This window comes from Erwinia oleae (assembly GCF_000770305.1).
Classification (GTDB): Bacteria; Pseudomonadota; Gammaproteobacteria; order Enterobacterales; family Enterobacteriaceae; genus Erwinia; species Erwinia oleae.
Genome location: NZ_JNVB01000049.1, coordinates 1 through 26,997, shown reverse-complemented (window position 1 = coordinate 26,997; position 26,997 = coordinate 1). Strand labels below are relative to the sequence as shown.

The window sequence follows — 26,997 nt, the reverse complement described above, 5'->3', positions numbered from 1 at the left end:
GAAATAAGAATGACGAAGAAAGCTGACTTTATCTGGTTCAATGGCGAGATGGTTAAGTGGGAAGAGGCGAAGGTCAGCGTCATGTCCCACGCATTGCATTACGGTACGTCGGTGTTTGAAGGCGTTCGCTGCTATGAATCGCACATCGGTCCGGTCGTCTTCCGCCATCGTGAACACATGCAGCGCCTGCGCGACTCGGCAAAAATCTACCGCTTCCCCGTCACGCAGAGCGTTGATGAGCTGATGGAAGCGTGCCGTGAAGTACTGCGCGTCAACAACCTGAAAAGCGCTTACATTCGTCCGCTGATTTTTGTTGGTGATGTGGGTCTGGGCGTGAATCCGCCGGATGGCTACAGTACGGACGTGATTATCGCCGCGTTCCCGTGGGGCGCCTATCTGGGTGCGGAAGCGCTGGAGCAGGGCATCGACGCCATGGTGTCATCGTGGAACCGCGTTGCGCCCAACACGCTGCCTACTGCCGCAAAAGCGGGCGGTAACTATCTCTCTTCCCTGCTGGTGGGTAGCGAAGCACGTCGTCATGGCTATCAGGAAGGTATCGCGCTGGATACGCAGGGCTATATTTCCGAGGGCGCTGGCGAGAACCTGTTTGAAGTAAAAGACGGCATTTTGTTTACGCCGCCGTTCACCTCCTCGGCGCTGCCGGGCATTACCCGCGACGCGATTATCAAGCTGGCGCAGGATCTGGGCATTGAAGTCCGTGAGCAGGTGCTGTCGCGTGAATCGCTCTACCTGGCGGATGAGGTATTTATGTCGGGCACCGCTGCGGAAATCACGCCGGTGCGTAGCGTGGATGGCATTCAGGTCGGCGAAGGCAAACGTGGCCCGGTTACGGCGCGCATTCAGTCGGCCTTCTTTGGCCTGTTTACCGGCGAAACCGAAGACAAATGGGGCTGGCTGGATCCGGTCAACCCATAACAAAACGCATTAAATGCGGGCGTCAACTGACGCCCGCGCACTTTACAGATTCTGGAGTATGAGCATGCCTAAGTACCGTTCCGCTACGACCACTCACGGCCGCAACATGGCCGGCGCCCGCGCCCTGTGGCGCGCCACGGGAATGACCGATGACGATTTCGGCAAGCCGATCATTGCCGTGGTTAACTCCTTCACGCAGTTTGTGCCAGGGCACGTTCACCTGCGCGATTTGGGAAAACTGGTTGCCGAACAGATTGAGGCTTCCGGCGGCGTGGCGAAAGAGTTCAACACCATTGCGGTTGATGATGGCATCGCGATGGGACACGGTGGCATGCTTTATTCGCTGCCGTCGCGCGAGCTGATCGCTGACTCCGTGGAGTACATGGTAAACGCGCACTGCGCCGATGCGATGGTTTGCATCTCTAACTGCGATAAAATCACGCCGGGCATGCTGATGGCTTCGCTGCGACTGAATATTCCGGTGATCTTCGTTTCCGGTGGCCCGATGGAGGCCGGGAAAACCAAACTCTCCGATAAAATCATTAAGCTGGATCTGGTAGACGCGATGATCCAGGGCGCCAATCCGAACGTCAGCGACGCCGACAGCGAGCAAATTGAACGTTCCGCCTGCCCGACCTGCGGTTCCTGCTCCGGTATGTTTACCGCGAACTCAATGAACTGTTTGACCGAAGCGCTGGGGCTTTCGCAGCCGGGCAACGGTTCGCTGCTGGCGACGCACGCCGATCGCAAAGACCTGTTCCTGAATGCGGGTAAGCGCATTGTTGGCCTGGCCAAACGTTATTACGAGCAGGATGACGAGAGCGTGCTGCCGCGCAACATCGCCAATAAATCCGCATTTGAGAATGCCATGACGCTGGATATCGCCATGGGCGGCTCGACTAATACCGTCCTGCACCTGCTGGCTGCCGCGCAGGAAGGCGAAATCGATTTCAATATTTCCGATATCGATCGCCTGTCGCGTAAGGTGCCGCACCTGTGCAAGGTTGCGCCCAGCACGCAAAAATATCATATGGAAGACGTTCATCGTGCGGGCGGCGTCATCGCTATTCTCGGCGAACTGAGCCGCGCGGGTCTGATGGACAACAGCGTGCGCAACGTGCTGGGGCTGAGCCTGCAAGAAACGCTGGATCAGTACGACATCATGCTGACCAAAGACGATGCGGTAAAAACCATGTTCCGGGCAGGCCCGGCGGGTATCCGCACCACCCAGGCGTTTTCCCAGGATACGCGTTGGGACACGCTGGACGACGATCGTCAGGAAGGCTGTATTCGTTCGCGCGAGTTTGCGTTCAGTCAGGACGGCGGCCTGGCGGTACTTTACGGCAACATGGCTGAAGATGGCTCTATTGTGAAGACGGCAGGCGTTGACAAAGAGAGCCTGACCTTCCGTGGCCCGGCAAAAGTTTACGAGAGCCAGGGCGACGCGGTCAGCGCGATTCTCGGCGGCAAAGTTGTGGCGGGCGACGTCGTGGTTATTCGCTACGAAGGGCCAAAGGGCGGGCCGGGCATGCAGGAAATGCTGTATCCGACCACTTACCTGAAATCAATGGGCCTCGGCAAAAGCTGTGCGCTGATCACCGACGGTCGCTTCTCCGGCGGCACCTCCGGTCTGTCAATCGGCCATGCCTCACCGGAAGCCGCCAGCGGCGGTACCATCGCGCTGGTGAAAGATGGCGATATGATTGATATCGACATCCCCAATCGTGGCATCAAGCTCGACGTACCGGACAACGAACTGCACGCGCGACGCGAAGAGGAAGAAGCCCGTGGCGAAGCGGCCTATACGCCGCATGGCCGCGAACGTCAGGTCTCTTTCGCCCTGCGCGCCTATGCGCTGTTGGCCACCAGCGCTGATAAAGGCGCCGTCCGCGACAAGAGCAAGCTGGGAGGCTGATAATGGCAGAGTCGCTACCCGCGCAGCCCTGCGGCGCAGAATATCTGCGCGCGGTTCTGCGTTCGCCGGTCTATGAAGTGGCACAGGTCACACCGCTGCAAAAGATGGAGAAGATCTCCTCGCGTCTTGGCAACACCGTGCTGGTGAAACGTGAGGATCGGCAGCCGGTGCACAGCTTTAAGCTGCGCGGCGCCTACGCGATGATTGCCTCGCTGACCGGCGAGCAGAAAGCGCGTGGCGTGATCACCGCATCGGCGGGCAATCATGCGCAGGGCGTGGCGCTCTCGGCAACGCGCGTCGGCATCAAATCGTTGATCGTGATGCCTGTTGCGACCGCTGATATCAAAGTGGACGCGGTGCGGGCATTTGGCGGTGAGATCTATCTGTTTGGCGCAAATTTTGATGAAGCGAAGGTAAAAGCCATCGAACTGGCGGAGCAGAAAGGCTACACCTTCGTGCCGCCGTTCGATCACCCGATGGTGATTGCCGGACAGGGCACGCTGGCGATGGAGCTGTTGCAGCAGGATGCGCACCTCGATCGCGTCTTTGTGCCGGTTGGCGGCGGCGGGCTGGCGGCGGGCGTGGCCGTTCTGATTAAGCAACTGATGCCGCAAATCAAAGTGATTGCCGTGGAGTCCGTAGACTCCGCCTGCCTGAAGGCGGCGCTGGACGCGGGCGAACCGGTTGATTTGCCACGCGTCGGGCTGTTCGCCGAAGGCGTGGCGGTCAGGCGTATCGGCACCGAAACCTTCCGTCTCTGTCAGGAATACCTTGATGACATCATTACCGTTGACAGCGACGCGATCTGCGCGGCCATGAAAGATCTGTTTGAGGATGTGCGCGCGGTTGCTGAGCCGTCGGGCGCGCTGGCGCTGGCGGGCATGAAGAAATATGTCCAGCAGCATCAGATCAAAGGGGAACGTCTGGCACACGTGCTGTCGGGTGCGAACGTCAACTTTCACGGTTTGCGTTACGTTTCAGAGCGATGCGAACTGGGCGAACAGCGCGAGGCGCTGCTGGCGGTCACCATTCCTGAACAGAAAGGTAGCTTCCTGAAGTTTTGCCAGATCCTCGGCGGGCGTTCGGTAACCGAATTCAACTACCGTTACGCCAACCCGGATAACGCCTGCATATTTGTGGGCGTGCGTCTGACGCGCGGTCTGGAAGAGCGGCAGGAGATCCTGCAACAGCTGAGCGAGGGCGGCTACCACGTGGTCGACCTCTCTGATGATGAAATGGCGAAGCTGCATGTGCGCTACATGGTTGGCGGTCGTCCGTCCCGGCCGCTGCGGGAGCGCCTGTTCAGCTTTGAGTTTCCGGAAGCGCCCGGCGCGCTGCTGCGTTTTTTACAAACGCTGGGCACGCACTGGAACATCTCTCTGTTCCACTATCGCAGCCACGGTACGGACTTTGGCCGCGTGCTGGCCGCCTTCGAAGTGGGCGATATCGAGCCGCAGTTTGCTGAACATCTGGCAGCGCTCGGTTATGATTTTCACGATGAAACCAGTAACCCGGCCTTCAGCTTTTTCCTGGCGGGCCAGGCTGCATCAGACTCCAGAACGCATCAATAAGCGGCTCGTTGAGCCGTTTTTTTTGCACGCAAACGCCCAGTTCGAACGGCGCAACCATCTCAATATGATCCAGTTCAAGGATGCGATTGCGCACCGGTTCGGGGCTGTTTTCCAGCACCACGTCCGGCAGCAGCGCGATCCCGCAGCCCAGCGCGACCATTGAGACAATGGCTTCGTGGCCGGAAACGGTGGCATAAATCAAGGGGTTAGGAATTCGACGACGGCGAAACCACAAATCGATACGCTGCCTGGCCGGACCCTGATCGGGAAGAATAAACGGAATTTGTGACCAGTCAGGCTCCGGCAGGGTCGCCTGGCTGCGTACCGGACACGGCAGTGCAGGCGCGATCAGCAGCAGCGGGATCAGGCCCAGCGGCGTAAAGCCAATACTGGCAGGCAGCGTTTCGGGACGGCCGGCGATGGCAATATCTGCCTCAGCGCTTTGCACTTTTTCCACCGCGTCGGCGGCATCGCCGGTGGTCAGTTTGATTTCGACCAGCGGATGCCCGGCGCGAAAACGGTCAAGGATCGGCGGCAGATGGCTGTAAGCGGCAGTAACCGAGCAGAACAGACGCAGTTCGCCGCTCAGCGACGGGCCGCTCTGGCCGATAGCGTGGCGCAGTTGCTGATACTGCAACAGCGTTTGCTGCGCAAACTGGCGGAGCTGCTCACCCGCATCGGTGAGCGTCACGGTGCGGTTGTCGCGCAGGAACAGCGTCTGGCCGAGATCTTCCTCCAGCCGCTGGATCTGTCGTGAAAGCGTGGACGGGCTGACGTGCATCGCGCGCGCGCTGCGGCCGAAGTGGCGGCTCTCCGCCAGATGCAGGAAAAGTTTCAGGTCACGTAAATCCATGCGCGGCAGCCCTCATTTTGGCGTTGCAGTTATTGCAATATCACGTTGTTAATATATCAATTTAAGCAATACATTTCCTGTCATATGATGGGGACAATCATGAGGCAAACGCCTCGCACGAATAAAAAACGCAACACAACCTCACACGGAGTACCCATGGCCAACTATTTCAACACGCTGAATTTGCGCAACCAGTTAGCGCAGTTAGGTAAATGTCGCTTTATGACACGCGATGAATTCGCCGATGAAGCAAGCTACCTGAAAGGCAAAAAAGTCGTCATCGTGGGCTGCGGCGCTCAGGGCCTCAACCAGGGCCTCAACATGCGTGATTCCGGTCTTGATATCGCTTACGCGCTGCGTGCGGAAGCCATTGCTGAGAAACGCGCCTCCTGGCGTAAAGCCACCGAAAACGGTTTTAAAGTGGGCACTTATGAAGAGCTGGTGCCGCAGGCCGATCTGGTGGTTAACCTGACTCCGGACAAGCAGCACTCCGACGTGGTGCGTACCGTTCAGCCACTGATGAAAGACGGCGCGGCGCTGGGCTACTCGCACGGTTTCAACATCGTTGAAGTCGGCGAGCAGATCCGTAAAGACATTACCGTGGTAATGGTTGCGCCCAAATGCCCCGGCACCGAAGTGCGCGAAGAGTACAAGCGTGGTTTCGGCGTGCCGACGCTGATTGCCGTTCACCCGGAAAACGATCCGAAAGGCGAAGGCATGGCGATTGCTAAAGCCTGGGCGGCAGCCACCGGCGGACACCGCGCGGGCGTGCTGGAATCCTCTTTCGTTGCGGAAGTGAAATCTGACCTGATGGGCGAGCAGACCATTCTGTGCGGCATGTTGCAGGCCGGTTCTCTGCTGTGCTTTGACAAGCTCGTGGCGGAAGGCACCGATCCTGCCTATGCCGAAAAGCTGATTCAGTTTGGCTGGGAAACCGTCACCGAAGCGCTGAAGCAGGGCGGTATCACGCTGATGATGGATCGCCTGTCTAACCCGGCGAAGGTGCGTGCGTATGCGCTTTCAGAACAGCTGAAAACAATTATGGCGCCGCTGTTCCAGAAGCACATGGACGATATCATTTCCGGTGAGTTCTCTTCCGGCATGATGGCCGACTGGGCCAATGATGACAAAAAACTGCTGGGCTGGCGTGAAGAAACCGGTAAAACCGCGTTTGAAACCGCGCCGCAGTTTGAAGGCAAAATTGCCGAGCAGGAGTATTTCGATCAGGGCGTGGTGATGATCGCCATGGTTAAAGCGGGCGTTGAGCTGGCGTTTGAAACCATGGTTGATGCGGGCATTATCGAAGAGTCTGCTTATTACGAATCACTGCACGAACTGCCGCTCATCGCCAATACCATTGCGCGTAAGCGTCTGTATGAGATGAACGTGGTGATTTCAGATACCGCCGAATACGGTAACTATCTCTTCTCTTACGCGGCGGTTCCGCTGCTGAAAGAGTTTATGACCACGCTACAGGCCGGCGATCTGGGCAAAACGGCAGCCGCTTCGGCGACCGTCGACAATGCCCAACTGCGTGACGTCAACGAAGCGATCCGTAATCATGCTATCGAAGCCGTTGGCCGTAAACTTCGTGGCTACATGACCGATATGAAACGTATTGCCGTTGCGGGCTGACCGCGAGCGCACACCTGAAAAGAGCGGATATCCGCTCTTTTTTTTAGTTACGGTAAAGCACTTTAATAACGTGATAACCGAACTGGGTATGCAGCGGACCGTAAGGCACCAGAAGCGGGCAGGAGAACACCACTTTATCGAACGCCGGCACCATCGCGCCCTGTTTGAATTCACCTAAATGGCCGCCTTTCTTACCTGACGGACAGGTTGAATGCTTTTTCGCCAGCTTTTCAAAATCGGCGCCCTGTTCCAACTGCGCCAGAATGTCCTGCGCCTGTTTCTCTTCCTTAACAAGGATGTGCATTGCTGCTGCTGTTTTTGCCATGATCGAACCTTGAGTCCTGGAGTTGTAGCTGGCTATACTACCACGCTGTAAATTCATTCTTCCTGTCATTTCACTGAGCACCCTTCTTATGCGTCTTAATCCTGGCCAGCAACACGCCGTCGAATTTGTCACCGGGCCTTGTCTGGTGCTGGCCGGTGCGGGATCGGGCAAAACGCGCGTGATCACCAATAAAATCGCCCATCTGATCCGTGAATGCGGCTATCAGGCGCGACACATTGCAGCCGTCACCTTTACCAACAAAGCTTCACGCGAGATGAAAGAGCGCGTGGCGCAAACCCTGGGCCGAAAAGAGGCGCGCGGGCTGATGATCTCCACTTTCCATACGCTGGGGCTGGAGATCATCAAGCGGGAGTATGCGGCGCTGGGCATGAAGTCGAACTTCTCGCTGTTCGACGATCAGGATCAGCTTGCGCTGCTGAAAGACCTGACCGAAGAGTGGCTGGAAAATGACAAAAACCTGCTGCAACAGTTGATCTCGACGATTTCCAACTGGAAGAACGATCTGATGGATCCGGCACGCGCGGCCGCGTCGGTGAAATCGGAGCGCGATCGGCTGTTTGCACACTGCTACGGTTTGTACGATCGTCACTTAAAATCGTGCAACGTGCTGGACTTTGACGATCTGATCCTGCTGCCCACGCTGCTGTTTCAGCGCAACACAGAAGTGCTTGAGCGCTGGCAGCAACGCATTCGTTACCTGCTGGTGGATGAGTATCAGGACACCAATACCAGCCAGTACGAGCTGGTGAAGCTGCTGGTTGGCGCGCGGGCGCGTTTCACCGTAGTGGGTGACGACGATCAGTCTATTTACTCCTGGCGCGGCGCCAGGCCGCAGAACCTGGTGCTGCTGAAAGAGGATTTTCCCGCGCTTCAGGTCATCAAGCTGGAACAGAACTATCGCTCGTCCGGGCGCATTCTGAAAGCGGCGAACATCCTTATCGCCAATAATCCGCACGTCTTTGAAAAACGGCTGTTCTCTGAGTTGGGCTATGGCGCAGAGCTGAAAGTGGTGATGGCAAATCACGAAGATCACGAGGCGGAGCGCGTGACCGGTGAACTGATCGCCCACCATTTTATCAATAAAACGCAGTATAAAGATTACGCCATTCTCTATCGTGGCAACCATCAGTCGCGCGTCTTTGAAAAAATGCTGATGCAGAACCGCATTCCCTATCGCATTTCCGGCGGCACCTCGTTTTTCTCGCGACCGGAAATCAAAGACCTGCTCGCCTATCTGCGCGTATTGACCAATGCAGACGATGACAGCGCCTTTATGCGTATTATCAATACGCCGCGCCGCGAAATTGGTGCAACGACGCTGCAAAAACTGGGCGAATGGGCGACGCATCGCAATAAAAGTTTGTTTCAATCCAGCTTTGATATGGGCCTGGAGCAAACGCTGTCGGGGAGAGGGCTGGAAGCGCTTCGACGGTTTACTTACTGGTTGAAAGAGATTGCTCAACTGGCCGATCGTGAGCCGGTCGCAGCCGTTCGCGACCTGATCCGCGGCATCGACTACGAGAGCTGGCTGTTTGAAACCTCGCCCAGCCCGAAAGCCGCTGAGATGCGCATGAAAAACGTTAACACGCTCTTTCAGTGGATGACGGAAATGCTGGAAGGCAGCGACATCGATGAGCCGATGACGCTCACGCAGGTGGTCACGCGCTTTACGCTGCGCGACATGATGGAGCGAGGCGAAAGCGATGAAGAGTCCGACCAGGTGCAGCTGATGACGCTCCACGCGTCGAAAGGGCTGGAGTTCCCTTACGTGTACATGGTCGGCATGGAAGAAGCGCTGCTGCCGCACCAGAGCAGCATTGATGAAAACAATATCGAAGAGGAGCGACGCCTTGCTTACGTAGGCATCACCCGCGCGCAGAAGGAGTTGACCTTTACGCTGTGTCGCGAGCGCCGCCAGTACGGCGAGCTGGTGCGTCCCGAGCCCAGCCGCTTCCTGCTGGAACTGCCGCAGGACGATCTTAACTGGGAGACGGAACGCAAAGTAGTCAGCGCCGAGCAGCGGATGCAAACCGGCCAGAGCCGCGTGGCCGGTTTGAAGGCGATGCTGGAAAAAGCGAAAGGCGGGTCGGGCGGCAGCTAAGGTTTACCTATAAAATCACCAGCGGCCAGTGCACGTAACTCTGCCAGTGGCACTCCTGCTCAAGCAATTCTGCACGCAGGGGATGCGCTTCCATCCAGTCAGCAGGCAGGGTGATGCTCAGCGTGTCGTCGTCGGCATGCAGCCTGACCGCGGGCAGCGTATCGTCGCGGCGGCGGCTGGAAAAGATAATCGCCAGACGCAGCAGACGGCAAAGGCGTTCAGCCATGCGCGGCGGCACGGCGTTTTGCTGCGCCAGCAACGCCAGATCGATACCGTTTATCTGATTTTGCAGCAGCGTGGCGAGCAGCTTTTTCTGAGCGGGCGTAAAACCAGGAAGATCGAGATGGCGAATAAGGTATGCGGCGTGCTGAGGCGCCTGTCTGAAATCGACGCTGAGGCCAATTTCATGGATCAGGCAGGCGCTGTCGAGTAATTCACGACATCGTTCGTCCAGCTTCCAGCTCTGGCTGACCTGACGCGTGAAGCTTTCCGCCAGCTGGCGCACACGCTCTGCCTGCTCCACGTCAATCGCAAAGCGGCGTTGGATGTTGTGTAGCGTACGGCTGCGAATATCGCGATCCACCGGCAGATGCAGCATGCCGTAAACCAGACCTTCGCGCAGCGCGCCGCCGGCCAGCGTCATGCTGTGGATGTTCAACTCAGTAAATATGGCGATAAGAATCGATAATCCACTCGGAAAAACCAGCGCTCTTTCCAGCGTCAGCCCTTCAATCTCCAGTTCTTCCAGCTTGCCGCACTGAATGGCGCGCTGCTTAAGCTGTTGCAGCTTGCCAAGGGTGATGCGCTCGTCCATTCCCTGCGCCATCATAATTTCCTGAAGCGCCTGAACCGTACCAGAGGCGCCGACGCACACCTGCCAGCCGTGCTCGCAAAGCTTATCGGCTACCGGACGGATCATTGCGCGCGCGGCCTGTTCCGCTTGTTCAAAATTTTCCTGACCCAAATGCCTGTCGGCAAAATAGCGTTCAAGCCAGGTGACGCAACCCATGGAAAGACTGAACAGGGAAGTGGTCTGCGCGCCGCTTCCCGTAACCAGTTCAGTACTGCCGCCGCCGATATCCACCACCAGGCGCTTATCAGAGCCGCCGGTGGTATGCGCCACGCCCTGATAAATCAGGCGTGCTTCCTCTTCGCCGGTAATCACATTTACCGGACAACCAAGAATCTGCTGCGCTTTATCAAGGAAGTCGGCGGCATTGGTCGCCAGCCGCAGGGTAGCCGTTGCCACCACGCGGATCTGGCCGGACGGAATGTCCTGAAGCTGTTCGGAGAACAGCCGCAGGCAGTGCCATCCACGCGCCATTGCTTCATCGGAAAGATGGCTGTCGCTGTTCAGGCCGGCCGCCAGACGCACTTTGCGTTTAATGCGCGCAACGGTCTGAATATTGCCCGCCACTTCGCGCACCACCAGCATATGAAAGCTGTTCGATCCTAAATCTATCGCAGCATAAAGTGATGATGCGCGCAGCATAGTCGCCTTAACCTGACCGTTTACGGTTGTTGTTGCGCGGCGCGCTGCCGCGACGATTATTGTTGCCGCCGCGACGCGGGCCATTGCCGGAACGGCTGCGCGTCAACCGCTTAGGCGGCGGCAGATCGTTCATCAGCGCCTCGCTGTTGTAGCGGCTAACGGGAATGCTGTGGCCAATGTACTCTTCAATCGCCGGCAGATTCAGGGCGTACTCTTCGCAGGCCAGACTGATTGAATGCCCGTTGGCGCCTGCGCGGCCCGTGCGGCCGATGCGGTGAACGTAATCTTCGCGGTCATCCGGCAGATCGTAGTTAAAAACGTGCGTGACGGCAGGAATATGCAGACCCCGTGCGGCGACATCCGTCGCAACCAGAATATCAACGTCGCCTTTGGTGAAGTCGTCCAGAATGCGCAGACGCTTCTTCTGCGCGACGTCGCCCGTCAACAGGCCAACGCGATGACCGTCGGCGGCCAGGTGACCCCAGATGTCTTCACAGCGGTGTTTGGTATTGGCGAAAATAATGGCGCGATCCGGCCACTCTTCTTCCAACAGCGTTTGCAGCAGGCGCATTTTCTCTTCGTTAGACGGATAGAAAAGCTCTTCTTTAATGCGGTGACCGGTTTTTTGTTCCGGCTCGACTTCGACATATTCCGCGTTGTGCATGTTTTCAAATGCCAGCTCGCGCACGCGGAAAGAGAGGGTTGCGGAGAACAGCATATTCAGGCGCTGGTTCGCGGCAGGCATGCGGCGGAACAGCCAGCGGATATCTTTAATAAAGCCGAGATCGAACATGCGATCGGCTTCATCAAGTACGACGACCTGAATGGCGCCCAGGTTAACGTGGTTTTGCTTGGCGTAGTCGATCAGTCTGCCGGTGGTGCCGATTAAAATATCGACGCCGCTTTCCAGCACCTTGAGCTGTTTATCGTAGCCATCGCCGCCGTAGGCCAGCCCACAGCGCAGACCGGTAGAGGCCGCCAGCGGTTCGGCATCGGCATGAATCTGCACGGCCAGTTCGCGCGTTGGGGCCAGGATCAGCGCGCGTGGCTGATTGACCTGACGGCCTTCCGGCGCCGGGTGAGAAAGAAGATGATGAAACGTTGACGTCAGAAACGCCATCGTTTTTCCGGTACCGGTTTGCGCCTGACCCGCAACATCACGCCCTGAAAGCGTAAAAGGCAATGCGAGTGCCTGAATAGGCGTGCAGTTATGGAAGCCTTTAGTTTCAAGGGCTTCAATCACCTGAGGGTGCAGGGCGAAGTCGGAAAACTTCTGTTCGGTTAAGTGTGTTTTGCTCATAGTGTGGTAGAATATCAGCTTACTATTGCTTTACGAAAGCGTATCCGGTGAAATAAAGTCAACCTACGTTGGCAGATTTTACGCCAATCAGCCAGGCATAATCTTTTGGAGTAAGACATGAGCAGCGATAAAATTGTGCACCTGACCGATGACAGCTTCGAAACCGACGTATTGAAAGCTGACGGTTTGACGCTGGTCGATTTTTGGGCAGAGTGGTGCGGCCCGTGTAAAATGATCGCCCCGATACTGGATGAAGTTGCTGAAGAGTACGACGGCAAACTGACGGTGGCGAAACTGAATATCGACGACAACCCTGGCACCGCGCCGAAATACGGTATTCGCGGCATCCCAACGCTTCTGCTGTTTAAGAACGGCGAAGTGGCAGCCACCAAGGTTGGTGCGCTTTCTAAAGGTCAGCTGAAAGAATTTCTGAACGCTAACCTGGGTTAATGGCTACCCGACGTCCGGCGTTGAGTGAATTTTTCGCTCTTCGCTGGACGACCAGCATTAAGCATGCTAATTTACCTCTACTGCACTACGCACTTACCTGTAGTTAGAATCTTAGAATTACCCCTTGTTGAGCATTGTACGTGACCGACTTACGGCAACTCAGCAATCTGACGGTTAGCATCATCAGCACTTCCAGCATCTTGTCCTTACCGTCTCCTCATTTAAGATCTTCGTTATCCTGTACGCGATCGTTGAGGGGAGCCTGATGAGAATGCTGTTAACAGGCATGGATTTTTCGCCATTCCACTTACGACAAACATTTCGAGATTTACCCCGAGTTTAAGAACCCACCATTATGAATCTTACCGAATTAAAAAATACGCCGGTTTCTGACCTGATTACACTCGGCGAAAATATGGGACTGGAAAACCTGGCGCGTATGCGCAAACAGGACATCATTTTCTCCATTCTCAAGCAGCATGCTAAAAGCGGCGAAGACATTTTCGGCGACGGCGTTTTAGAAATATTGCAGGATGGATTTGGATTTCTCCGTTCCGGAGACAGCTCCTACCTCGCCGGTCCTGATGATATCTACGTTTCCCCCAGCCAGATTCGCCGTTTTAACCTTCGCACAGGCGATACTATCGCCGGTAAAATTCGTCCGCCAAAAGAAGGCGAGCGCTATTTTGCCCTGCTGAAAGTTAATGAAGTCAACTACGACAAGCCTGAGAACGCGCGTAATAAGATTCTGTTTGAAAACTTAACGCCGCTGCATGCTAACTCTCGTTTGCGCATGGAGCGCGGCAACGGTTCTACCGAAGATCTGACGGCGCGCGTGCTGGATTTGGCTTCGCCAATCGGTCGTGGCCAGCGCGGCCTGATCGTGGCGCCGCCTAAAGCCGGTAAAACGATGCTGCTGCAAAACATCGCAACGAGCATCGCTTACAACCATCCAGACTGCGTGCTGATGGTGCTGCTGATTGACGAACGTCCTGAAGAAGTTACCGAAATGCAGCGTCTGGTTAAGGGTGAAGTGATTGCCTCGACGTTTGATGAGCCCGCGTCCCGTCACGTTCAGGTTGCCGAAATGGTGATCGAAAAAGCGAAGCGTCTGGTTGAACACAAAAAAGACGTCATTATTCTGCTGGACTCCATCACGCGTCTCGCACGTGCCTACAACACCGTTGTGCCTGCCTCCGGCAAGGTTCTGACCGGTGGTGTGGATGCTAACGCTTTGCATCGTCCAAAACGCTTCTTCGGTGCCGCGCGTAACGTGGAAGAGGGCGGAAGCCTGACCATCATCGCCACCGCGCTGGTCGACACCGGTTCGAAAATGGATGAGGTCATCTACGAAGAGTTTAAAGGTACGGGCAACATGGAACTGCATCTGGCACGTAAAATCGCCGAGAAGCGCGTGTTCCCTGCCATCGATTACAACCGCTCAGGTACGCGTAAAGAAGAGCTGCTTACCAGCTCTGAAGAGCTGCAAAAAATGTGGATTTTGCGCAAAATCATTCATCCGATGGGTGAAATCGACGCAATGGAGTTCCTCATTAACAAGTTAGCCATGACCAAAACGAATGACGAGTTTTTTGATATGATGAAGCGTTCTTAACGCTCATCAGCTCGCGGATAGGCTCTGCATTTGCGGGCCTGAGCGGCGAAAAACGCGCCTGACGCCACGTATAAACGTGGCGTTTTTCATTTTTGAGTTATACGATATTTCACTAATACGATAAATCAGGCAAACGTGTCGCGTGGGCGGAACAGGCATTTCTGATCCAGATCGTTCAATTTGCTCAAAAAAATTCAGAATCTTAACGACGTATTTGGCACAATGTACGCCCTCTATAGTTAAGTTCATAGCAGAGAGCTGGTTAATGTGAATTTACTCAATTTGAGTACGGAACTTGCGTTTATCTTCATCTTTTCATTGGTTTTTCTCTTTTTTGCCAGAAAAGCAGCGAAGAAAATAGGATTAGTGGATAAACCCAATTATCGCAAACGTCATCAAGGAGTGATTCCCCTCGTTGGTGGTATCTCAGTTTTTGCCGGTATCTGCTTTACTTTTACTTTCACAAATTACTACATCCCTCATGCGCTTCTTTACATCGGCTGTGCCGCCGCCCTGGTATTTATTGGGGCGTTGGACGATCGATTTGATATCAGCGTGAAGCTACGTGCCTCCGTTCAGGCTGGCGTGGCAATTGTGATGATGTTCGCAGCGAATCTTTATCTGCTCAGTCTTGGCTACATTTTTGGCCCGTGGGAGTTGGTGGTCGGCCCATTCGGCTATGTGCTAACGCTGTTTGCGGTTTGGGCTGCCATCAACGCTTTTAACATGGTTGATGGCATTGATGGTCTGCTGGGTGGCCTTTCATGCGTGACCTTCCTCGCTATGGGCATCATCCTCCTGTTCGACGGACAGCAAAGCCTGGCCGTCTGGTGCTTTGCGATGATTGCGGCGATCGTGCCTTACATCCTGCTCAATATGGGTGTCTTTGGCCGCCGCTATAAAGTATTTATGGGCGATGCGGGCAGCACGCTAATCGGTTTCACTATCATCTGGATCCTGCTTGAAGCGACGCAGGGGAAAAATCATCCGATCACGCCGGTGACCGCGTTATGGCTCATTGCCATTCCGTTGATGGATATGGTGGCAATAATGTATCGCCGCCTGAGTAAGGGGATGAGTCCTTTTTCGGCAGACCGCCAGCATATCCACCATCTGATCATGCGGGCTGGCTTTACGTCGCGGCAGGCATTTGTCTTGATCACCGCCGCCGCTGCGTTGCTGGCTGCGGTTGGCGTGCTGGGGGAATACCTCAGTTTTATTCCTGAATGGATGATGCTGGTGCTGTTTTTATTGGCCTTTATGCTCTATGGCTACTGTATTAAGCGAGCGTGGCGCGTGGCGCGTTATATTAAAAGGCTTAAGCGTCGTATGCGTCGCAGCGCGAGTGATTCCTCTACTGACTGATGTCTGACGCCCGATAAAAAGGATGATTATGTATGACGCCTCCTGAGGTTATTGATAACGAACTGGATCTCCGCGGTCTTTTTAACGCGCTGTGGCGAGGCAAAATCTGGATTGCAGGCGGCGCCCTGGCGTTTGCACTGCTGACTTTTGCCGCCACCTTCCTGATCACGCCTCAATGGAGCGCCACCGCCGTTACCGATCGTCCTACGGTCAATTTGCTCGGCGGCTATTATTCACAGCAGCAGTTCCTCAATAATCTGGATTCTCGCGCCAGCACGTTAACCGTTACGCCACCTTCAATAATGGATGAAGCCTATCAGGAGTTCGTTATGCAACTCTCGGCTTATGACACGCGTCGCGAGTTCTGGCTGAAGTCGGACTATTACAAGCAGCGTCAACGCGGTAACGCCAGCGAAGACGCGGTGCTGCTGGACAAGCTGACCAGCGATATTCAATTTCAGCCCGCCGACCCCGCAAAAAATCAAAGCGACAGCGTCAGACTGGTGGCGGAAACGGCGAAGGATGCCAATACGCTGCTGCGACAGTACGTGACGTTTGCCAATGAGCGAGCCGCCACGCATCTTAACGAAGAACTGACCGGTGCCTGGGCTGCGCGCACTATTCAGTTAAAAGCGCAGGTTAAGAGGCAGGAAGCGGTGGCGAAGGCCATCTACGATCGCCAGCTCAACAGCGTGCAGCAGGCGTTGAAAATTGCTCAGCAGCAGGGGCTGGAGCAGGCGAAAACGGATACGCCATCGCAGCAGCTTCCCGACTCCGAACTTTTTTTATTAGGCCGCCCATTGCTTCAGGCGCGGCTGGAAAGCCTTCAGACCAGCGGGCCTGGCTTTGATCTGGACTATGATCAGAACAGGGCAATGCTGGGCACGCTCAACGTCGGGCCGGTCCTGGTCAAGACTTTTAACACCTATCGTTTCCTGCGTACACCGGAAGAGCCGGTGAAGCGCGACAGCCCGCGCCGTCTTTTCCTGATGTTTATGTGGGGCACGGTTGGCGCGCTGGTTGGCGCAGGCGTTGCGCTGGTTCGCCGTCCTGTAAAACGGACGCCAGACGGTTATCCGGCGGTTTAACAGATGAACGAAAGAGAGCAACAGTGAAAGTATTAACTGTTTTTGGCACGCGCCCGGAGGCGATAAAAATGGCTCCGCTGGTTCATGCACTCGCACAGGATAGCGAGATAGAGACGCGTCTGTGCGTCACCGCGCAGCACCGCGAGATGCTCGATCAGGTTTTACAGCTGTTTGCGGTCGTACCGGATTACGATCTCAACATTATGCGGCCAGGCCAGGGCCTGACTGAGATTACCAGCCGTATTCTGGAAGGGTTGAAAACGGTCTTTGCTGACTTCGCGCCTGATGTGGTGCTGGTGCATGGCGATACCACTACCACCTTTGCCGCCAGCCTCGCGGCATTTTACCATCGCATTCCGGTCGGGCACGTTGAGGCCGGGTTACGCACCGGCGATCTGCTATCACCCTGGCCGGAAGAAGCTAACCGCACGCTGACCGGCAGGCTGGCGACCTGGCACTTCACGCCAACGGAAGCCGCCAGGGACAATTTGCTGCGTGAAAACCTCCGCAGCGACCGGATGTTCGTGACCGGCAATACGGTGATTGACGCCCTGTTCTGGGTACGCGACCGCGTGTTGAATGATGAAAGCCTTCGCACCAGCCTGTCCCACCATTATCCTTTTCTTGATGACGATAAAAAGCTGATCCTGGTAACCGGTCATCGACGCGAAAGCTTTGGAGGGGGTTTTGAACGGATTTGCAGCGCGCTGGCGGAAATTGCGCGTCGCCATCCCGATGCGCAAATCGTCTATCCGGTTCATCTGAATCCTAACGTTAGCGAACCGGTGAATCGCATCCTGCGCGATATCGACAATATCTTTTTGATCGAGCCGCAGGAGTACCTGCCGTTTGTCTGGCTGATGGTGCGTTCGTGGCTGATCCTCACTGATTCCGGCGGTATTCAGGAAGAGGCGCCGTCGCTGGGCAAACCGGTGCTGGTCATGCGCGATACCACCGAGCGTCCCGAAGCGGTTGAGGCCGGGACGGTACGCCTGGTGGGTACGGACGTCGGGAAAATCGTCAGCGAAGTTACCCGCCTGCTTACGGATGAAGAGGCGTATCAATCAATGAGCCGTGCCCACAACCCTTATGGAGACGGCCATGCCTGCCAGCGTATCGTGCAGGCGCTAAAAAATAATCGGGTTAGTTTATGAATTTCAATACCATCTCTGTTATCGGGCTGGGGTACATCGGCCTGCCGACCGCAGCGGCTTTTGCTTCACGGCGAACGCGCGTTATCGGCATTGATATTAATACGCACGCGGTGGAAACCATTAACCGTGGTGAAATCCACATCGTTGAGCCTGATCTCGATCGGGTAGTGAAAGCCGCAGTCGGGCAGGGTTTCCTGCATGCGGCAACGCGCCCGATGGCGGCGGATGCCTTTTTGATCGCCGTTCCTACACCGTTCAAAGGCGATCATCAGCCGGACATGCGTTTTGTGAAGGCCGCTGCGGAGTCCATTGCGCCCGTGCTGGCAAGCGGAAATCTGGTGATCCTCGAATCCACGTCGCCGGTAGGCGCCACCGAGCAAATGGCCGAATGGCTGGCGGCAGCGCGTCCGGATCTGACCTTTCCGCAGCAGGCGGGCGATAACGCCGATATTCATATCGCGTACTGCCCGGAGCGTGTGTTGCCGGGGAACGTTATGGTCGAACTGATTAAAAACGATCGCGTGATTGGCGGAATGACGCCAACCGCTTCCCGGCTGGCGTGCGACCTGTACACGATTTTCCTTAAAGGCGAATGCGTGGTGACAAACGCGCGTACGGCAGAGATGTGTAAGCTGACGGAAAACAGCTTTCGCGATGTGAATATTGCCTTCGCCAATGAACTGTCGCTTATCTGCGCCGATCAGGGCATCAACGTGTGGGAGCTGATCCGCCTGGCGAACCGCCATCCGCGCGTCAACATTTTGCAACCGGGGCCTGGCGTTGGCGGTCACTGCATCGCCGTCGATCCGTGGTTCATTGTGGCGCAGAATCCGATTCAGGCCAGGTTGATTCGCACGGCCCGCGAAGTCAATGACGCCAAACCACACTGGGTGCTTGAGCAGGTGAAAAAAACCGTGGCAGAGTGTCTGGCAGCCAGCGACAAGCGCGCCAGCGAGCTGACTATCGCCTGCTTCGGTCTGGCGTTCAAACCGAATATCGATGACCTGCGTGAAAGCCCGGCAATGGACGTCGCAACGATGATTGCTGACTGGCACCCTGGCGCCACGCTGGTGGTGGAGCCGCATATCACGCGCCTTCCACCGTCGTTAACGAATAAAGCTGAACTGGTGTCGCCCGACGCGGCGCTGGCGCGGGCCGATGTGCATGTTTTGCTGGTCGATCACAGCGTTTTCAGGCAGCTTGATATGGCGTACGTATCATCGTCCTGGCGGGTCGATACCAAAGGAATCTGGCAGTGAAACGTCGTTACCGGCACACTATGGTGGATCGCTCCGATGTCCGTCCGCGCCACTATTAAACCCCTGATTTGGGAAAGTGAATTTTTCAGCCGGCAAAGCGGGCTGATCGACCTCACCGGCGATGCGCCGCTGACCGAAGCGATGCTGCATGGCTATGATGTGGTGCAGGCGAAGGTGTTGTCGCAGCAGACGGCGGAACTGGATGCGCTGGGGGAACTGGGTTTTCGCCTGGTAGAAGGCGAAGCGGATTTTGTGCTGAGCGTTGACGCCGCGTCGCGGCCCGAAGGCATCCGTATCGCACGGGCTGAACATATCCCGGCGCTGCGCCAGGCCGCCAGCGAAGCATTTGCCTGGAGCCGCTTTCGTGCGCCCTGGTATCAACCCGGCGACAGCGGTCGCTTCTATGCGCAATGGATTGAAAACGCGGTGCTGGGCGCGTTCGATGATCAGTGCCTTCTCGCCGCTGATGAAAACGGCGCGATGCAGGGTTTTATCTCGCTGCGCGAGCTGCCTGACGGTAGCGGTCGTGTCGGCCTGCTGGCAACGCTGCCGGAGGCGCAGGGGTTGGGTGTCGGCTATCGCATGATGGCCGCCGCCGCCGACTGGTGTCGCGTCCGCCGACTGTCGCGCCTGCATGTCGCAACGCAACTGAGCAATCTGGCCGCGCTCCGACTTTATCAACGCTGCGGCGGTGTGATTGAACGCACCGCCTGGTGGCTCTACAGGTAACGCTATGATCCCATTTAACGCACCGCCGGTTGTCGGCACCGAACTTGACTACATGCGCTCTGCCATGAGCAGCGGCAAACTGTGCGGCGACGGCGGTTTCACCCGGCGCTGTCAGCAGTGGCTGGAGCATCGTTTTGGCAGTAAAAAAGTGTTGCTGACCCCATCCTGTACCGCCTCGCTGGAAATGGCCGCGATCCTGATCGATATTCAACCCGGCGACGAAGTGATCATGCCGAGCTACACCTTTGTTTCTACGGCAAATGCGTTCGTTCTGCGTGGCGCGACTATCGTCTTTGTGGATATTCGCCCGGACACGCTTAACATTGATGAAACTCTGATTGAGGCGGCGATTACCGACAAGACCAAAGCGATTGTGCCCGTTCACTACGCAGGCGTGGCGTGCGAAATGGATACGATTATTGCTATCGCCGAAAAGTACAGCCTGTACGTGATCGAAGACGCGGCACAGGGCGTTATGTCCGGTTACAAAGGCAAAGCGCTGGGTACGATCGGTCACATTGGCTGCTTCAGCTTCCATGAAACGAAAAATTATACGGCGGGCGGCGAAGGTGGCGCGACGCTGATCAATGATGCAAAACTCGTTGAACGTGCGGAGATCGTGCGGGAAAAGGGCACGAATCGCAGCCAGTTTTTCCGTGGTCAGGTTGATAAGTACACCTGGCGCGATATTGGTTCAAGCTACCTGATGTCCGATATTCAGGCAGCGTATTTATGGGCGCAACTCGAAGCCGCTGAAGAGATTAACCAGCGACGCCTTCAGCTATGGCAACGCTACTACGATGCGCTGGCGCCCGTTGCGGCAAGCGGTCGTCTTGTCCTGCCTTCTCTTCCGCCGCTTTGCCAGCATAACGCACACATGTTTTACATCAAACTGCGTGATATTGAAGATCGCAGCGCGTTAATTGACTGGTTGAAAGAAGCCGAAATTCTGGCCGTTTTCCACTACATTCCGCTGCATACTTCTCCTGCGGGGCAACGATTTGGCCGCTTTAACGGCGAAGATCGTCACACGCAGTCTGAGAGTGAACGCCTGCTGCGGCTGCCGCTGTTTTATAACCTCTCTGATAATAATCAGAAAACGGTTATTAACTCGCTGCTTAGCTACTTTTCCTGATATGTCATTAGCAAAAGCGTCAGTGTGGACGGCGGCCTCCACGCTGGTAAAAATCGCTGCCGGTCTGCTGGTAGTGAAAATGCTGGCGGTCTCTTTTGGACCGTCCGGCGTGGGGCAGGCGGGCAATTTTCGGCAACTGATTACCGTGCTGGGCGTGCTGGCGGGGGCCGGAATTTTCAATGGCGTGACGCGTTACGTCGCGGAACATCAGACGCATCCTCAGCAGCTGCGTGAACTGCTCGGTACGGCATCGGCGATGGTGCTGGGCTTCTCCACGCTGTTGGCGGTGATCTTTTTACTCTTTGCCGCGCCCATCGGCAGGGGGCTGTTTGGTCACGATGGTTACCAGAACGTGATACGTATTGTCGCGTTCCTTCAGTTGGGTATTGCCTGGGCAAACCTGCTGCTGGCCATCGTTAAGGGCTTCCGCGATGCGCGCGGCAACGCGCTGGCAATCATCATCGGCAGCCTGATCGGCGTGGCCGCCTGGTTTGTTTGCTACTGGCTTGGCGGCTACAGCGGCGCGCTGGTTGGGTTGGCGATGGTGCCCGCGCTGGTGGTGATCCCGGCAGCTCTGATGCTGGCTACGCGTGAGCACCTGCCGCTTCATTTTCTCAAGCCTGCCTGGCACGGCGCCATCGCCCGGAACCTCAGCAAGTTTACCCTGATGGCGCTTATCACCGCCGTGACGCTGCCGGTAGCGTGGATCATGATGCGTAACCTGCTCGCCGCGCACAGCGGCTGGCAGCAGGTAGGGCTTTGGCAGGGCGTAACCACGATTTCCGATGCCTATTTACAGTTCATCACCGCGTCATTCACCGTCTGGCTGCTGCCCACGCTCTCTCGTCTGAACAGTAAAGCGGAAATTTCCCGCGAGATCCTGCGCTCGCTGCGCTTTGTTTTACCCGCTGTCGCCGCGGTCAGCTTCACCGTCTGGCTGCTGCGCGACGTGGCGATCGGACTGCTTTTTTCCAGCCAGTTCCACGGCATGCGCGATCTGTTTATCTGGCAGCTCACCGGCGACGTGTTCAAGGTAGGCGCGTATATTTTTGGCTATCTGGTGATTGCCAAATCATCGCTGAAGTTTTATATCCTGACGGAGGTCAGCCAGTTTATTTTGCTGACGCTGTTTGCGCGCTGGCTGATCCCGCTTCACGGCGCAGGCGGCGCGGCGCAGGCCTATATGGCCACCTACGTCACTTATTTTGCGCTCTGTTGCTGCGCCTTTATTCTTTATTGCAGAAAAGCATGAATACAGTTATCCACGTTCTCGGCTCGCCCATTCCGCATCATAATCAGACGGTGCTGCGCTTTTTTAACGACGTGCTGCCGCAGGCGCTGCCCGTTGCCGCGCCGCGCCAGTTCTGGATAGTCGGCGCGCCTCCCGCAGATGAGACGTACGACGCGCTGACCCTGCGCTTTTTTCAGGACAAACGCGCCATCGCGCGGGCGGTAACGGCGCGCGCGATGGCAGATCGGCAAACGCGCTTTTTCTTTCACGGGCAGTTCAACCCGATGCTTTGGCTGGCGGTGCTGGCCGGGAAAATAAAACCTGCGCAGGCCTGGTGGCATATCTGGGGCGCCGATCTTTACGAGCAGGGAAGCGGCTGGCGTTTTCGCCTTTTTTACCTGCTGCGGCGGCTGGCGCAAAAGCGCGTGGGGCATGTTTTCGCTACCAGGGGCGATATCGCCTTCTTCCATCAGCGGCACCCGGGCGTACCGGCATCGGTGCTCTATTTCCCGACGCGGATGGCGAAAGTGGCGCTGCCTGCGGCCAGTAAAGCAGAGAAGCTGACCGTGCTTGTTGGTAACTCCGGCGACGCCAGCAATCGGCATATTCAGGCGTTGCACGAGATCCGCCAGCAACTGGGCGAAGACGTTTCGGTCGTGATTCCGTTAGGCTACCCTGAAAACAATGAAGCCTATGTTCAACAGGTACGTCAGGCGGCGGAAGCGCTGTTCAACGCTGATAGCTTACAGATCCTCACCAATAAGCTCGATTTCAATGCCTATTTGCAACTGATTTCACGCTGTGATTTGGGCTATTTTATTTTTGAGCGGCAGCAGGGTATTGGCACGCTTTGCCTGCTGATTCAGGCCAATATTCCTTTTGTGATCAACCGGAAAAATCCCTTTTGGCAGGATCTGGCTGCGCAGCAGGTGCCGGTGCTGTTTACCGGTGATGCGCTCGATCGCAAACTGATTGACGAGGCGCAGCGACAGATGAGCCTGCTGGATAAATCGGGCATCGCCTTTTTTGATCCCGCTTTCGTTGCGGGCTGGAAAGAAGCCCTCGCCCTGGCGGAAGGAGCTACGGCATGACCGAATGGCAGTTTGCTGGCCTGCTGGTGGTTTATCTGCTCTCGCTGGGCGTTATTTTAACGCTGACCTGGCGCGAGTTCCGGCGCGTACGATTCAACTTTAACGTTTTTTTCTCGCTGCTTTTTCTGCTGACCTTCTATTTTGGCTTTCCGCTGACCTGCCTGCTGGTTTTCCGCTTTGGCGTGCAGGTGGTGCCGCCTGAATATCTGCTTCAGGCGTTACTTTCCGCCACCGGTTTCTATGTCATTTATTACATCAGTTATAAAACGCGGCTGAGGCCGACGTCCGCGCGGCCGTCGCGGCCCGCCTTCACCATTAATCGCATTGAGACCTGGCTCACGCTCAGTATTCTGGCGCTGATTGCGCTGGGATCGGTACTGGTGTTCTTTTTACACAACGGATTTTTGCTGTTCAGACTGCACAGCTACAGCCAGATTTTCTCCAGCGATGTCTCCGGTGTTGCGCTTAAGCGTTTTTTCTATTTCTTTATTCCTGCGATGCTGGTGGTCTATTTTCTCGATCCGCGCTTTCGTAACTGGCTGCTGTTCCTTGCGGCGACGGTCAGCTTCGGCCTTCTTACCTACGTGATCGTCGGCGGAACGCGGGCGAATATCATCATCGCTTTCGCCCTGTTTCTGTTCATCGGCATTATTCGCGGTTGGATCACGTTGTGGATGCTGGCGGCCGCAGGCGCCGCGGGCGTTGTCGGTATGTTCTGGCTGGCGCTTCGACGCTATAACCTTGACGTCAGCGGAGATGAGGCCTTTTACACCTTCCTTTATCTGACGCGTGACACCTTCTCGCCATGGGAAAACCTGGCCCTGCTACTGCAAAACTATGACAAAATTGAGTTTCAGGGGCTGGCGCCTGTCGTACGCGATTTCTACGTTTTCATTCCTTCCTGGCTGTGGCCGGACAAGCCTTCGACCGTCCTTAACAGCGCAAACTATTTCACCTGGGAAGTGCTGAATAATCACTCAGGGCTGGCGATTTCGCCGACGCTGCTGGGGTCGCTGGTGGTCATGGGCGGCGCAGCATTTATCCTGCCCGGCGCGATACTGGTAGGATTGATCATCAAATGGTTCGACTGGCTGTATGTGAAAGGCCAGCAGGAGAGCAATCGTTATAAGGGCGCAATTCTGCAAAGTTTCTGTTTTGGCGCGATATTTAATATGATCGTGCTCGCCAGAGAAGGACTGGATTCGTTTGCATCGCGTGTGGTGTTCTTTTGCGTGATTTTTGTCGCAGCGGTAGTGGTCGCCAAGCTGCTTTACGCTTTCCTCGACGCTGCTGGCCTGATTCGCGCCAGGGGCTCCATGCGCGTGCAACACTGATTTTAAGCAGGCCGTTTGCCTGACGCTGTGAATGAATAAGGAAAACGCATGAACTCCCTGAACGCTGCGCCGCAATATCAAATCCGTGGTCTCACGCTGTTGGGGTTTCGTGATATGGCCGGGTTTGTTAACTATCTCTATCAGCCTGATGGCCTGAAAACCGGTACGCTGGTGGCGATAAATGCAGAGAAGGTGCTGACCGCAGAAAGCCAGCCGGAGATCCACCAACTGATTGATGCAGCAGAATATAAATATGCCGATGGCATCAGCATTGTGCGCTCAATTCGTAAAAAATATCCGCAGGCAAAGGTTTCAAGGATTGCAGGCGCCGACCTGTGGGAGGCGTTGATGGCGCGCGCAGGGCGTGAAGCAACGCCGGTTTTTCTGATTGGCGGCAAGGCTGCCATATTGCAGGAAACGGTGGATAAACTTCGCCGACAGTGGAACGTGAATATTGTCGGCGCGCAGAACGGCTATTTTGAGCAGGCCGATCGTGATGCGCTGTTCGCGCGGGTTGCCGCAAGCGGCGCCCGGATCGTGACGGTGGCGATGGGCTCGCCGCGGCAGGAGGTGCTGATGCGTGACTGCAAAGCCGTCTATCCGCAGGCGCTCTATATGGGCGTCGGCGGCACCTACGACGTATTTACGGGGCATGTGAAGCGGGCGCCTGAAATATGGCAGCGTTTGGGCCTGGAGTGGCTCTACCGCCTGATTGTGCAACCCTCCCGAATACGGCGTCAGCTCAAGCTGCTGAAATATGCGAATTATCACTGGCGGGGCGATCTTTAAAACGTGGCTTTTTTATGGAGAAAAGCCTTGGTGCGCGTGAGGATGGGGCACAAAACGTCTGCGCTTTAGACAGAACGCACAAAGCATAAGCAAACGCGTTTTTTTGTGAAAAAAGCACTGGACAGGATCGGCTCAAATCCGTAGTATCCCCATCCGCAACGGCGCTATGCGCCCGTAGCTCAGCTGGATAGAGCGCTGCCCTCCGGAGGCAGAGGTCTCAGGTTCGAATCCTGTCGGGCGCACCATTAAGTTGTGTGCAAGAGCTGCGGTGGTAACAACCGCGTTAGTAAAGAGTAGTGATGGTGGCTATAGCTCAGTTGGTAGAGCCCTGGATTGTGATTCCAGTTGTCGTGGGTTCGAGTCCCATTAGCCACCCCAGATTTTGTCAGGTATGCGAAGGTGGCGGAATTGGTAGACGCGCTAGCTTCAGGTGTTAGTGTCTTAACGGACGTGAGGGTTCAAGTCCCTCTCTTCGCACCACAAAATCGATAGTGCTTTGCAGTATTCGGCGAGTAGCGCAGCTTGGTAGCGCAACTGGTTTGGGACCAGTGGGTCGGAGGTTCGAATCCTCTCTCGCCGACCACTTTCAAAAAAACGGCTTCTTTGAAGCGGTTTTTCCTCTGTGATCATTAACAGAGGATGAGAACCTCCGAAGGAGGTTTGAGTCGAGCGTAGCGAGACAACGTTGCTTCAGCAACGGCCCGCAGGGTGCTCTCGCAGAGAGCATCATCCTCTCTCGCCGGCCACTTTCAAAAACGGCTTCTTTGAAGCGGTTTTTTTTGAGTTCATAAAAAAGCTCAATAAGCAGTAACAGATTACGGCGAGTAGCGCAGCTTGGTAGCGCAACTGGTTTGGGACCAGTGGGTCGGAGGTTCGAATCCTCTCTCGCCGACCACCACAGAAAAACCTGCTTTCAGAGCAGGTTTTTTTTCGCCAGTGGTTAGCAGAGGATGAGAACCTCCGAAGGAGGTTTGAGCCGAGCGTAGCGAGACAACGTTGCTTCAGCAACGGCCCGCAGGGCGCTCTCGCAGAGAGCGTCATCCTCTCTCGCCGACCACCACAGAAAAACCTGCTTTCAGAGCAGGTTTTTTTTCGCCAGTGGTTAGCAGAGGATGAGAACCTCCGAAGGAGGTTTGAGCCGAGCGTAGCGAGACAACGTTGCTTTAGCAATGGCCCGCAGGGCGCTCTCAACGAGAGCGTTATCCTCTCTCGCCGACCACCACAGAAAAACCTGCTTTCAGAGCAGGTTTTTTTTCGTCTGTGATTAACAGAGGATGAGAACCTCCGAAGGAGGTTTGAGCCGGGCGTAGCGAGACAACGTTGCTCCGGCAACGGCCCGCAGGGCGCTCTCGCAGAGAGCGTCATCCTCTCTCGCCGACCACCACAGAAAAACCTGCTTTCAGAGCAGGTTTTTTTTCGTCTGTGATTAACAGAGGATGAGAACCTCCGAAGGAGGTTTGAGCCGGGCGTAGCGAGACAACGTTGCTTCAGCAACGGCCCGCAGGGCGCTCTCGCAGAGAGCGTCATCCTCAGGGCGCTCTCGCAGAGAGCGTCATCCTCTCTCGCCGACCACCACAGAAAAACCTGCTTTCAGAGCAGGTTTTTTTT

Annotated in this window: 21 protein-coding genes, 5 tRNA genes and 5 other RNA genes; 27 read left to right on the top strand and 4 right to left on the bottom strand. The window is 55.9% G+C overall.

Annotated elements, in window-relative coordinates; genetic code table 11:
- Window positions 1-9 precede the first annotated feature (9 nt).
- From GS12_RS15475 to ilvA, 3 genes are all read left to right on the top strand, one after another.
- Window positions 10-936 (top strand): branched-chain amino acid transaminase, encoded by a 927-nt coding sequence (locus GS12_RS15475; protein ID WP_034948623.1) that lies wholly within the window; start codon window positions 10-12, stop codon window positions 934-936.
- Window positions 937-1,000: 64 nt separating this feature from the next.
- Window positions 1,001-2,851 carry a dihydroxy-acid dehydratase gene (gene ilvD, locus GS12_RS15470; protein WP_034948621.1) on the top strand — a complete coding sequence of 617 codons (1,851 nt, stop codon included), beginning with the start codon at window positions 1,001-1,003 and terminating at the stop codon, window positions 2,849-2,851.
- 2 nt (window positions 2,852-2,853) lie between these two features.
- Window positions 2,854-4,422, top strand: a complete 1,569-nt coding sequence (gene ilvA / locus GS12_RS15465) for a threonine ammonia-lyase, biosynthetic (RefSeq protein WP_034948619.1) — start codon at window positions 2,854-2,856, stop codon at window positions 4,420-4,422.
- Here ilvA and ilvY read toward each other — a convergent pair.
- On the bottom strand, window positions 4,370-5,275 hold the full coding sequence (gene ilvY, locus GS12_RS15460) for an HTH-type transcriptional activator IlvY (protein WP_034948617.1): 906 nt from the start codon (window positions 5,273-5,275) through the stop codon (window positions 4,370-4,372). The genes ilvA and ilvY overlap by 53 nt on opposite strands.
- Before the next feature lie 156 nt (window positions 5,276-5,431).
- Here ilvY and ilvC point away from each other — a divergent pair, with 156 nt between their 5' ends.
- The gene (gene ilvC, locus GS12_RS15455; RefSeq protein WP_034948615.1) at window positions 5,432-6,910 is read left to right on the top strand and encodes a ketol-acid reductoisomerase; all 1,479 of its coding nucleotides are present in this window, start codon (window positions 5,432-5,434) and stop codon (window positions 6,908-6,910) included.
- A gap of 43 nt (window positions 6,911-6,953) precedes the next feature.
- Here ilvC and ppiC read toward each other — a convergent pair whose 3' ends face one another.
- Entirely contained in the window at window positions 6,954-7,235 is a 282-nt protein-coding gene (ppiC, locus tag GS12_RS15450) for a peptidylprolyl isomerase PpiC (protein ID WP_034918584.1), read from the bottom strand.
- Between the two features lie 88 nt (window positions 7,236-7,323).
- Between ppiC and rep the strand changes: the two genes are divergently transcribed.
- Window positions 7,324-9,357 (top strand): DNA helicase Rep, encoded by a 2,034-nt coding sequence (rep, locus tag GS12_RS15445; protein ID WP_034948612.1) that lies wholly within the window; start codon window positions 7,324-7,326, stop codon window positions 9,355-9,357.
- Window positions 9,358-9,364: 7 nt separating this feature from the next.
- On the opposite strand, the gene gppA is transcribed toward rep, so the two are convergent.
- Complete coding sequence (gene gppA, locus GS12_RS15440) at window positions 9,365-10,849, bottom strand: guanosine-5'-triphosphate,3'-diphosphate diphosphatase (protein ID WP_034948610.1); 1,485 nt, start codon at window positions 10,847-10,849, stop codon at window positions 9,365-9,367.
- A 7-nt stretch (window positions 10,850-10,856) separates the two neighbouring features.
- A complete protein-coding gene (rhlB, locus tag GS12_RS15435; protein ID WP_034948608.1) occupies window positions 10,857-12,149 on the bottom strand; it encodes an ATP-dependent RNA helicase RhlB in 1,293 nt (430 codons plus the stop codon).
- A 117-nt stretch (window positions 12,150-12,266) separates the two neighbouring features.
- Between rhlB and trxA the strand changes: the two genes are divergently transcribed.
- The 22 genes from trxA to GS12_RS23400 all read left to right on the top strand — a co-directional run bounded on the left by trxA (window position 12,267) and on the right by GS12_RS23400 (window position 26,932).
- A complete protein-coding gene (gene trxA, locus GS12_RS15430; RefSeq protein WP_034918593.1) occupies window positions 12,267-12,599 on the top strand; it encodes a thioredoxin TrxA in 333 nt (110 codons plus the stop codon).
- Between the two features lie 355 nt (window positions 12,600-12,954).
- The gene (gene rho / locus GS12_RS15425) at window positions 12,955-14,214 is read left to right on the top strand and encodes a transcription termination factor Rho (RefSeq protein ID WP_034918596.1); all 1,260 of its coding nucleotides are present in this window, start codon (window positions 12,955-12,957) and stop codon (window positions 14,212-14,214) included.
- 267 nt (window positions 14,215-14,481) lie between these two features.
- Complete coding sequence (gene wecA, locus GS12_RS15420) at window positions 14,482-15,579, top strand: UDP-N-acetylglucosamine--undecaprenyl-phosphate N-acetylglucosaminephosphotransferase (protein ID WP_034948606.1); 1,098 nt, start codon at window positions 14,482-14,484, stop codon at window positions 15,577-15,579.
- A 32-nt stretch (window positions 15,580-15,611) separates the two neighbouring features.
- Window positions 15,612-16,667 carry an ECA polysaccharide chain length modulation protein gene (wzzE, locus tag GS12_RS15415; protein ID WP_034948603.1) on the top strand — a complete coding sequence of 352 codons (1,056 nt, stop codon included), beginning with the start codon at window positions 15,612-15,614 and terminating at the stop codon, window positions 16,665-16,667.
- 23 nt (window positions 16,668-16,690) lie between these two features.
- Entirely contained in the window at window positions 16,691-17,821 is a 1,131-nt protein-coding gene (wecB, locus tag GS12_RS15410) for a non-hydrolyzing UDP-N-acetylglucosamine 2-epimerase (protein ID WP_034948600.1), read from the top strand.
- A complete protein-coding gene (gene wecC, locus GS12_RS15405; protein ID WP_034948598.1) occupies window positions 17,818-19,080 on the top strand; it encodes a UDP-N-acetyl-D-mannosamine dehydrogenase in 1,263 nt (420 codons plus the stop codon). Before wecB ends, wecC begins: the two co-directional genes overlap by 4 nt.
- 36 nt (window positions 19,081-19,116) lie before the next feature.
- Entirely contained in the window at window positions 19,117-19,809 is a 693-nt protein-coding gene (gene rffC, locus GS12_RS15400; RefSeq protein ID WP_034948595.1) for a dTDP-4-amino-4,6-dideoxy-D-galactose acyltransferase, read from the top strand.
- A 4-nt stretch (window positions 19,810-19,813) separates the two neighbouring features.
- Entirely contained in the window at window positions 19,814-20,944 is a 1,131-nt protein-coding gene (rffA, locus tag GS12_RS15395; protein WP_034948592.1) for a dTDP-4-amino-4,6-dideoxygalactose transaminase, read from the top strand.
- A 1-nt stretch (window position 20,945) separates the two neighbouring features.
- Window positions 20,946-22,196, top strand: a complete 1,251-nt coding sequence (gene wzxE / locus GS12_RS15390) for a lipid III flippase WzxE (RefSeq protein WP_034948590.1) — start codon at window positions 20,946-20,948, stop codon at window positions 22,194-22,196.
- Window positions 22,193-23,266: a TDP-N-acetylfucosamine:lipid II N-acetylfucosaminyltransferase gene (locus GS12_RS15385; RefSeq protein ID WP_034948587.1), complete on the top strand. Its 1,074-nt coding sequence runs from the start codon at window positions 22,193-22,195 to the stop codon at window positions 23,264-23,266. Before wzxE ends, GS12_RS15385 begins: the two co-directional genes overlap by 4 nt.
- A complete protein-coding gene (gene wzyE, locus GS12_RS15380) occupies window positions 23,263-24,600 on the top strand; it encodes an ECA oligosaccharide polymerase (protein WP_034948584.1) in 1,338 nt (445 codons plus the stop codon). Before GS12_RS15385 ends, wzyE begins: the two co-directional genes overlap by 4 nt.
- Window positions 24,601-24,648: 48 nt before the next feature.
- A complete protein-coding gene (wecG, locus tag GS12_RS15375) occupies window positions 24,649-25,389 on the top strand; it encodes a lipopolysaccharide N-acetylmannosaminouronosyltransferase (protein WP_034948581.1) in 741 nt (246 codons plus the stop codon).
- A 168-nt stretch (window positions 25,390-25,557) separates the two neighbouring features.
- Window positions 25,558-25,634: transfer RNA gene (locus GS12_RS15370), tRNA-Arg, on the top strand.
- Between the two features lie 57 nt (window positions 25,635-25,691).
- Window positions 25,692-25,767: transfer RNA gene (locus tag GS12_RS15365), tRNA-His, on the top strand.
- Between the two features lie 15 nt (window positions 25,768-25,782).
- Window positions 25,783-25,869: transfer RNA gene (locus GS12_RS15360), tRNA-Leu, on the top strand.
- A 26-nt stretch (window positions 25,870-25,895) separates the two neighbouring features.
- Window positions 25,896-25,972: transfer RNA gene (locus GS12_RS15355), tRNA-Pro, on the top strand.
- A 35-nt stretch (window positions 25,973-26,007) separates the two neighbouring features.
- Window positions 26,008-26,135, top strand: a non-coding RNA gene (locus GS12_RS23420) — RtT sRNA.
- Between the two features lie 72 nt (window positions 26,136-26,207).
- Window positions 26,208-26,284: transfer RNA gene (locus GS12_RS15350), tRNA-Pro, on the top strand.
- Between the two features lie 34 nt (window positions 26,285-26,318).
- Window positions 26,319-26,446, top strand: a non-coding RNA gene (locus GS12_RS23415) — RtT sRNA.
- Between the two features lie 34 nt (window positions 26,447-26,480).
- Window positions 26,481-26,608: non-coding RNA, RtT sRNA (locus GS12_RS23410), on the top strand.
- A 34-nt stretch (window positions 26,609-26,642) separates the two neighbouring features.
- Window positions 26,643-26,770: non-coding RNA, RtT sRNA (locus tag GS12_RS23405), on the top strand.
- 34 nt (window positions 26,771-26,804) lie between these two features.
- Window positions 26,805-26,932, top strand: a non-coding RNA gene (locus GS12_RS23400) — RtT sRNA.
- The last annotated feature ends 65 nt before the right edge of the window (window positions 26,933-26,997 follow it).

Bases quoted from the DNA above. Each gene is read 5' to 3' on its own strand.
- trxA (WP_034918593.1), top strand. From the start codon at position 12,267: ATGAGCAGCGATAAAATTGTGCACCTGACCGATGACAGCTTCGAAACC.
- GS12_RS15475 (WP_034948623.1), top strand. From the start codon at position 10: ATGACGAAGAAAGCTGACTTTATCTGGTTCAATGGCGAGATGGTTAAG.
- wecG (WP_034948581.1), top strand. From the start codon at position 24,649: ATGAACTCCCTGAACGCTGCGCCGCAATATCAAATCCGTGGTCTCACG.
- ilvC (WP_034948615.1), top strand. From the start codon at position 5,432: ATGGCCAACTATTTCAACACGCTGAATTTGCGCAACCAGTTAGCGCAG.
- gppA (WP_034948610.1), bottom strand. From the start codon at position 10,849: ATGCTGCGCGCATCATCACTTTATGCTGCGATAGATTTAGGATCGAAC.
- GS12_RS15385 (WP_034948587.1), top strand. From the start codon at position 22,193: ATGAATACAGTTATCCACGTTCTCGGCTCGCCCATTCCGCATCATAAT.
- wecC (WP_034948598.1), top strand. From the start codon at position 17,818: ATGAATTTCAATACCATCTCTGTTATCGGGCTGGGGTACATCGGCCTG.
- rep (WP_034948612.1), top strand. From the start codon at position 7,324: ATGCGTCTTAATCCTGGCCAGCAACACGCCGTCGAATTTGTCACCGGG.
- ilvD (WP_034948621.1), top strand. From the start codon at position 1,001: ATGCCTAAGTACCGTTCCGCTACGACCACTCACGGCCGCAACATGGCC.
- rho (WP_034918596.1), top strand. From the start codon at position 12,955: ATGAATCTTACCGAATTAAAAAATACGCCGGTTTCTGACCTGATTACA.
- ilvY (WP_034948617.1), bottom strand. From the start codon at position 5,275: ATGGATTTACGTGACCTGAAACTTTTCCTGCATCTGGCGGAGAGCCGC.
- wzzE (WP_034948603.1), top strand. From the start codon at position 15,612: ATGACGCCTCCTGAGGTTATTGATAACGAACTGGATCTCCGCGGTCTT.
- rffC (WP_034948595.1), top strand. From the start codon at position 19,117: ATGTCCGTCCGCGCCACTATTAAACCCCTGATTTGGGAAAGTGAATTT.
- rffA (WP_034948592.1), top strand. From the start codon at position 19,814: ATGATCCCATTTAACGCACCGCCGGTTGTCGGCACCGAACTTGACTAC.
- ilvA (WP_034948619.1), top strand. From the start codon at position 2,854: ATGGCAGAGTCGCTACCCGCGCAGCCCTGCGGCGCAGAATATCTGCGC.
- wzyE (WP_034948584.1), top strand. From the start codon at position 23,263: ATGACCGAATGGCAGTTTGCTGGCCTGCTGGTGGTTTATCTGCTCTCG.
- ppiC (WP_034918584.1), bottom strand. From the start codon at position 7,235: ATGGCAAAAACAGCAGCAGCAATGCACATCCTTGTTAAGGAAGAGAAA.
- rhlB (WP_034948608.1), bottom strand. From the start codon at position 12,149: ATGAGCAAAACACACTTAACCGAACAGAAGTTTTCCGACTTCGCCCTG.
- wzxE (WP_034948590.1), top strand. From the start codon at position 20,946: ATGTCATTAGCAAAAGCGTCAGTGTGGACGGCGGCCTCCACGCTGGTA.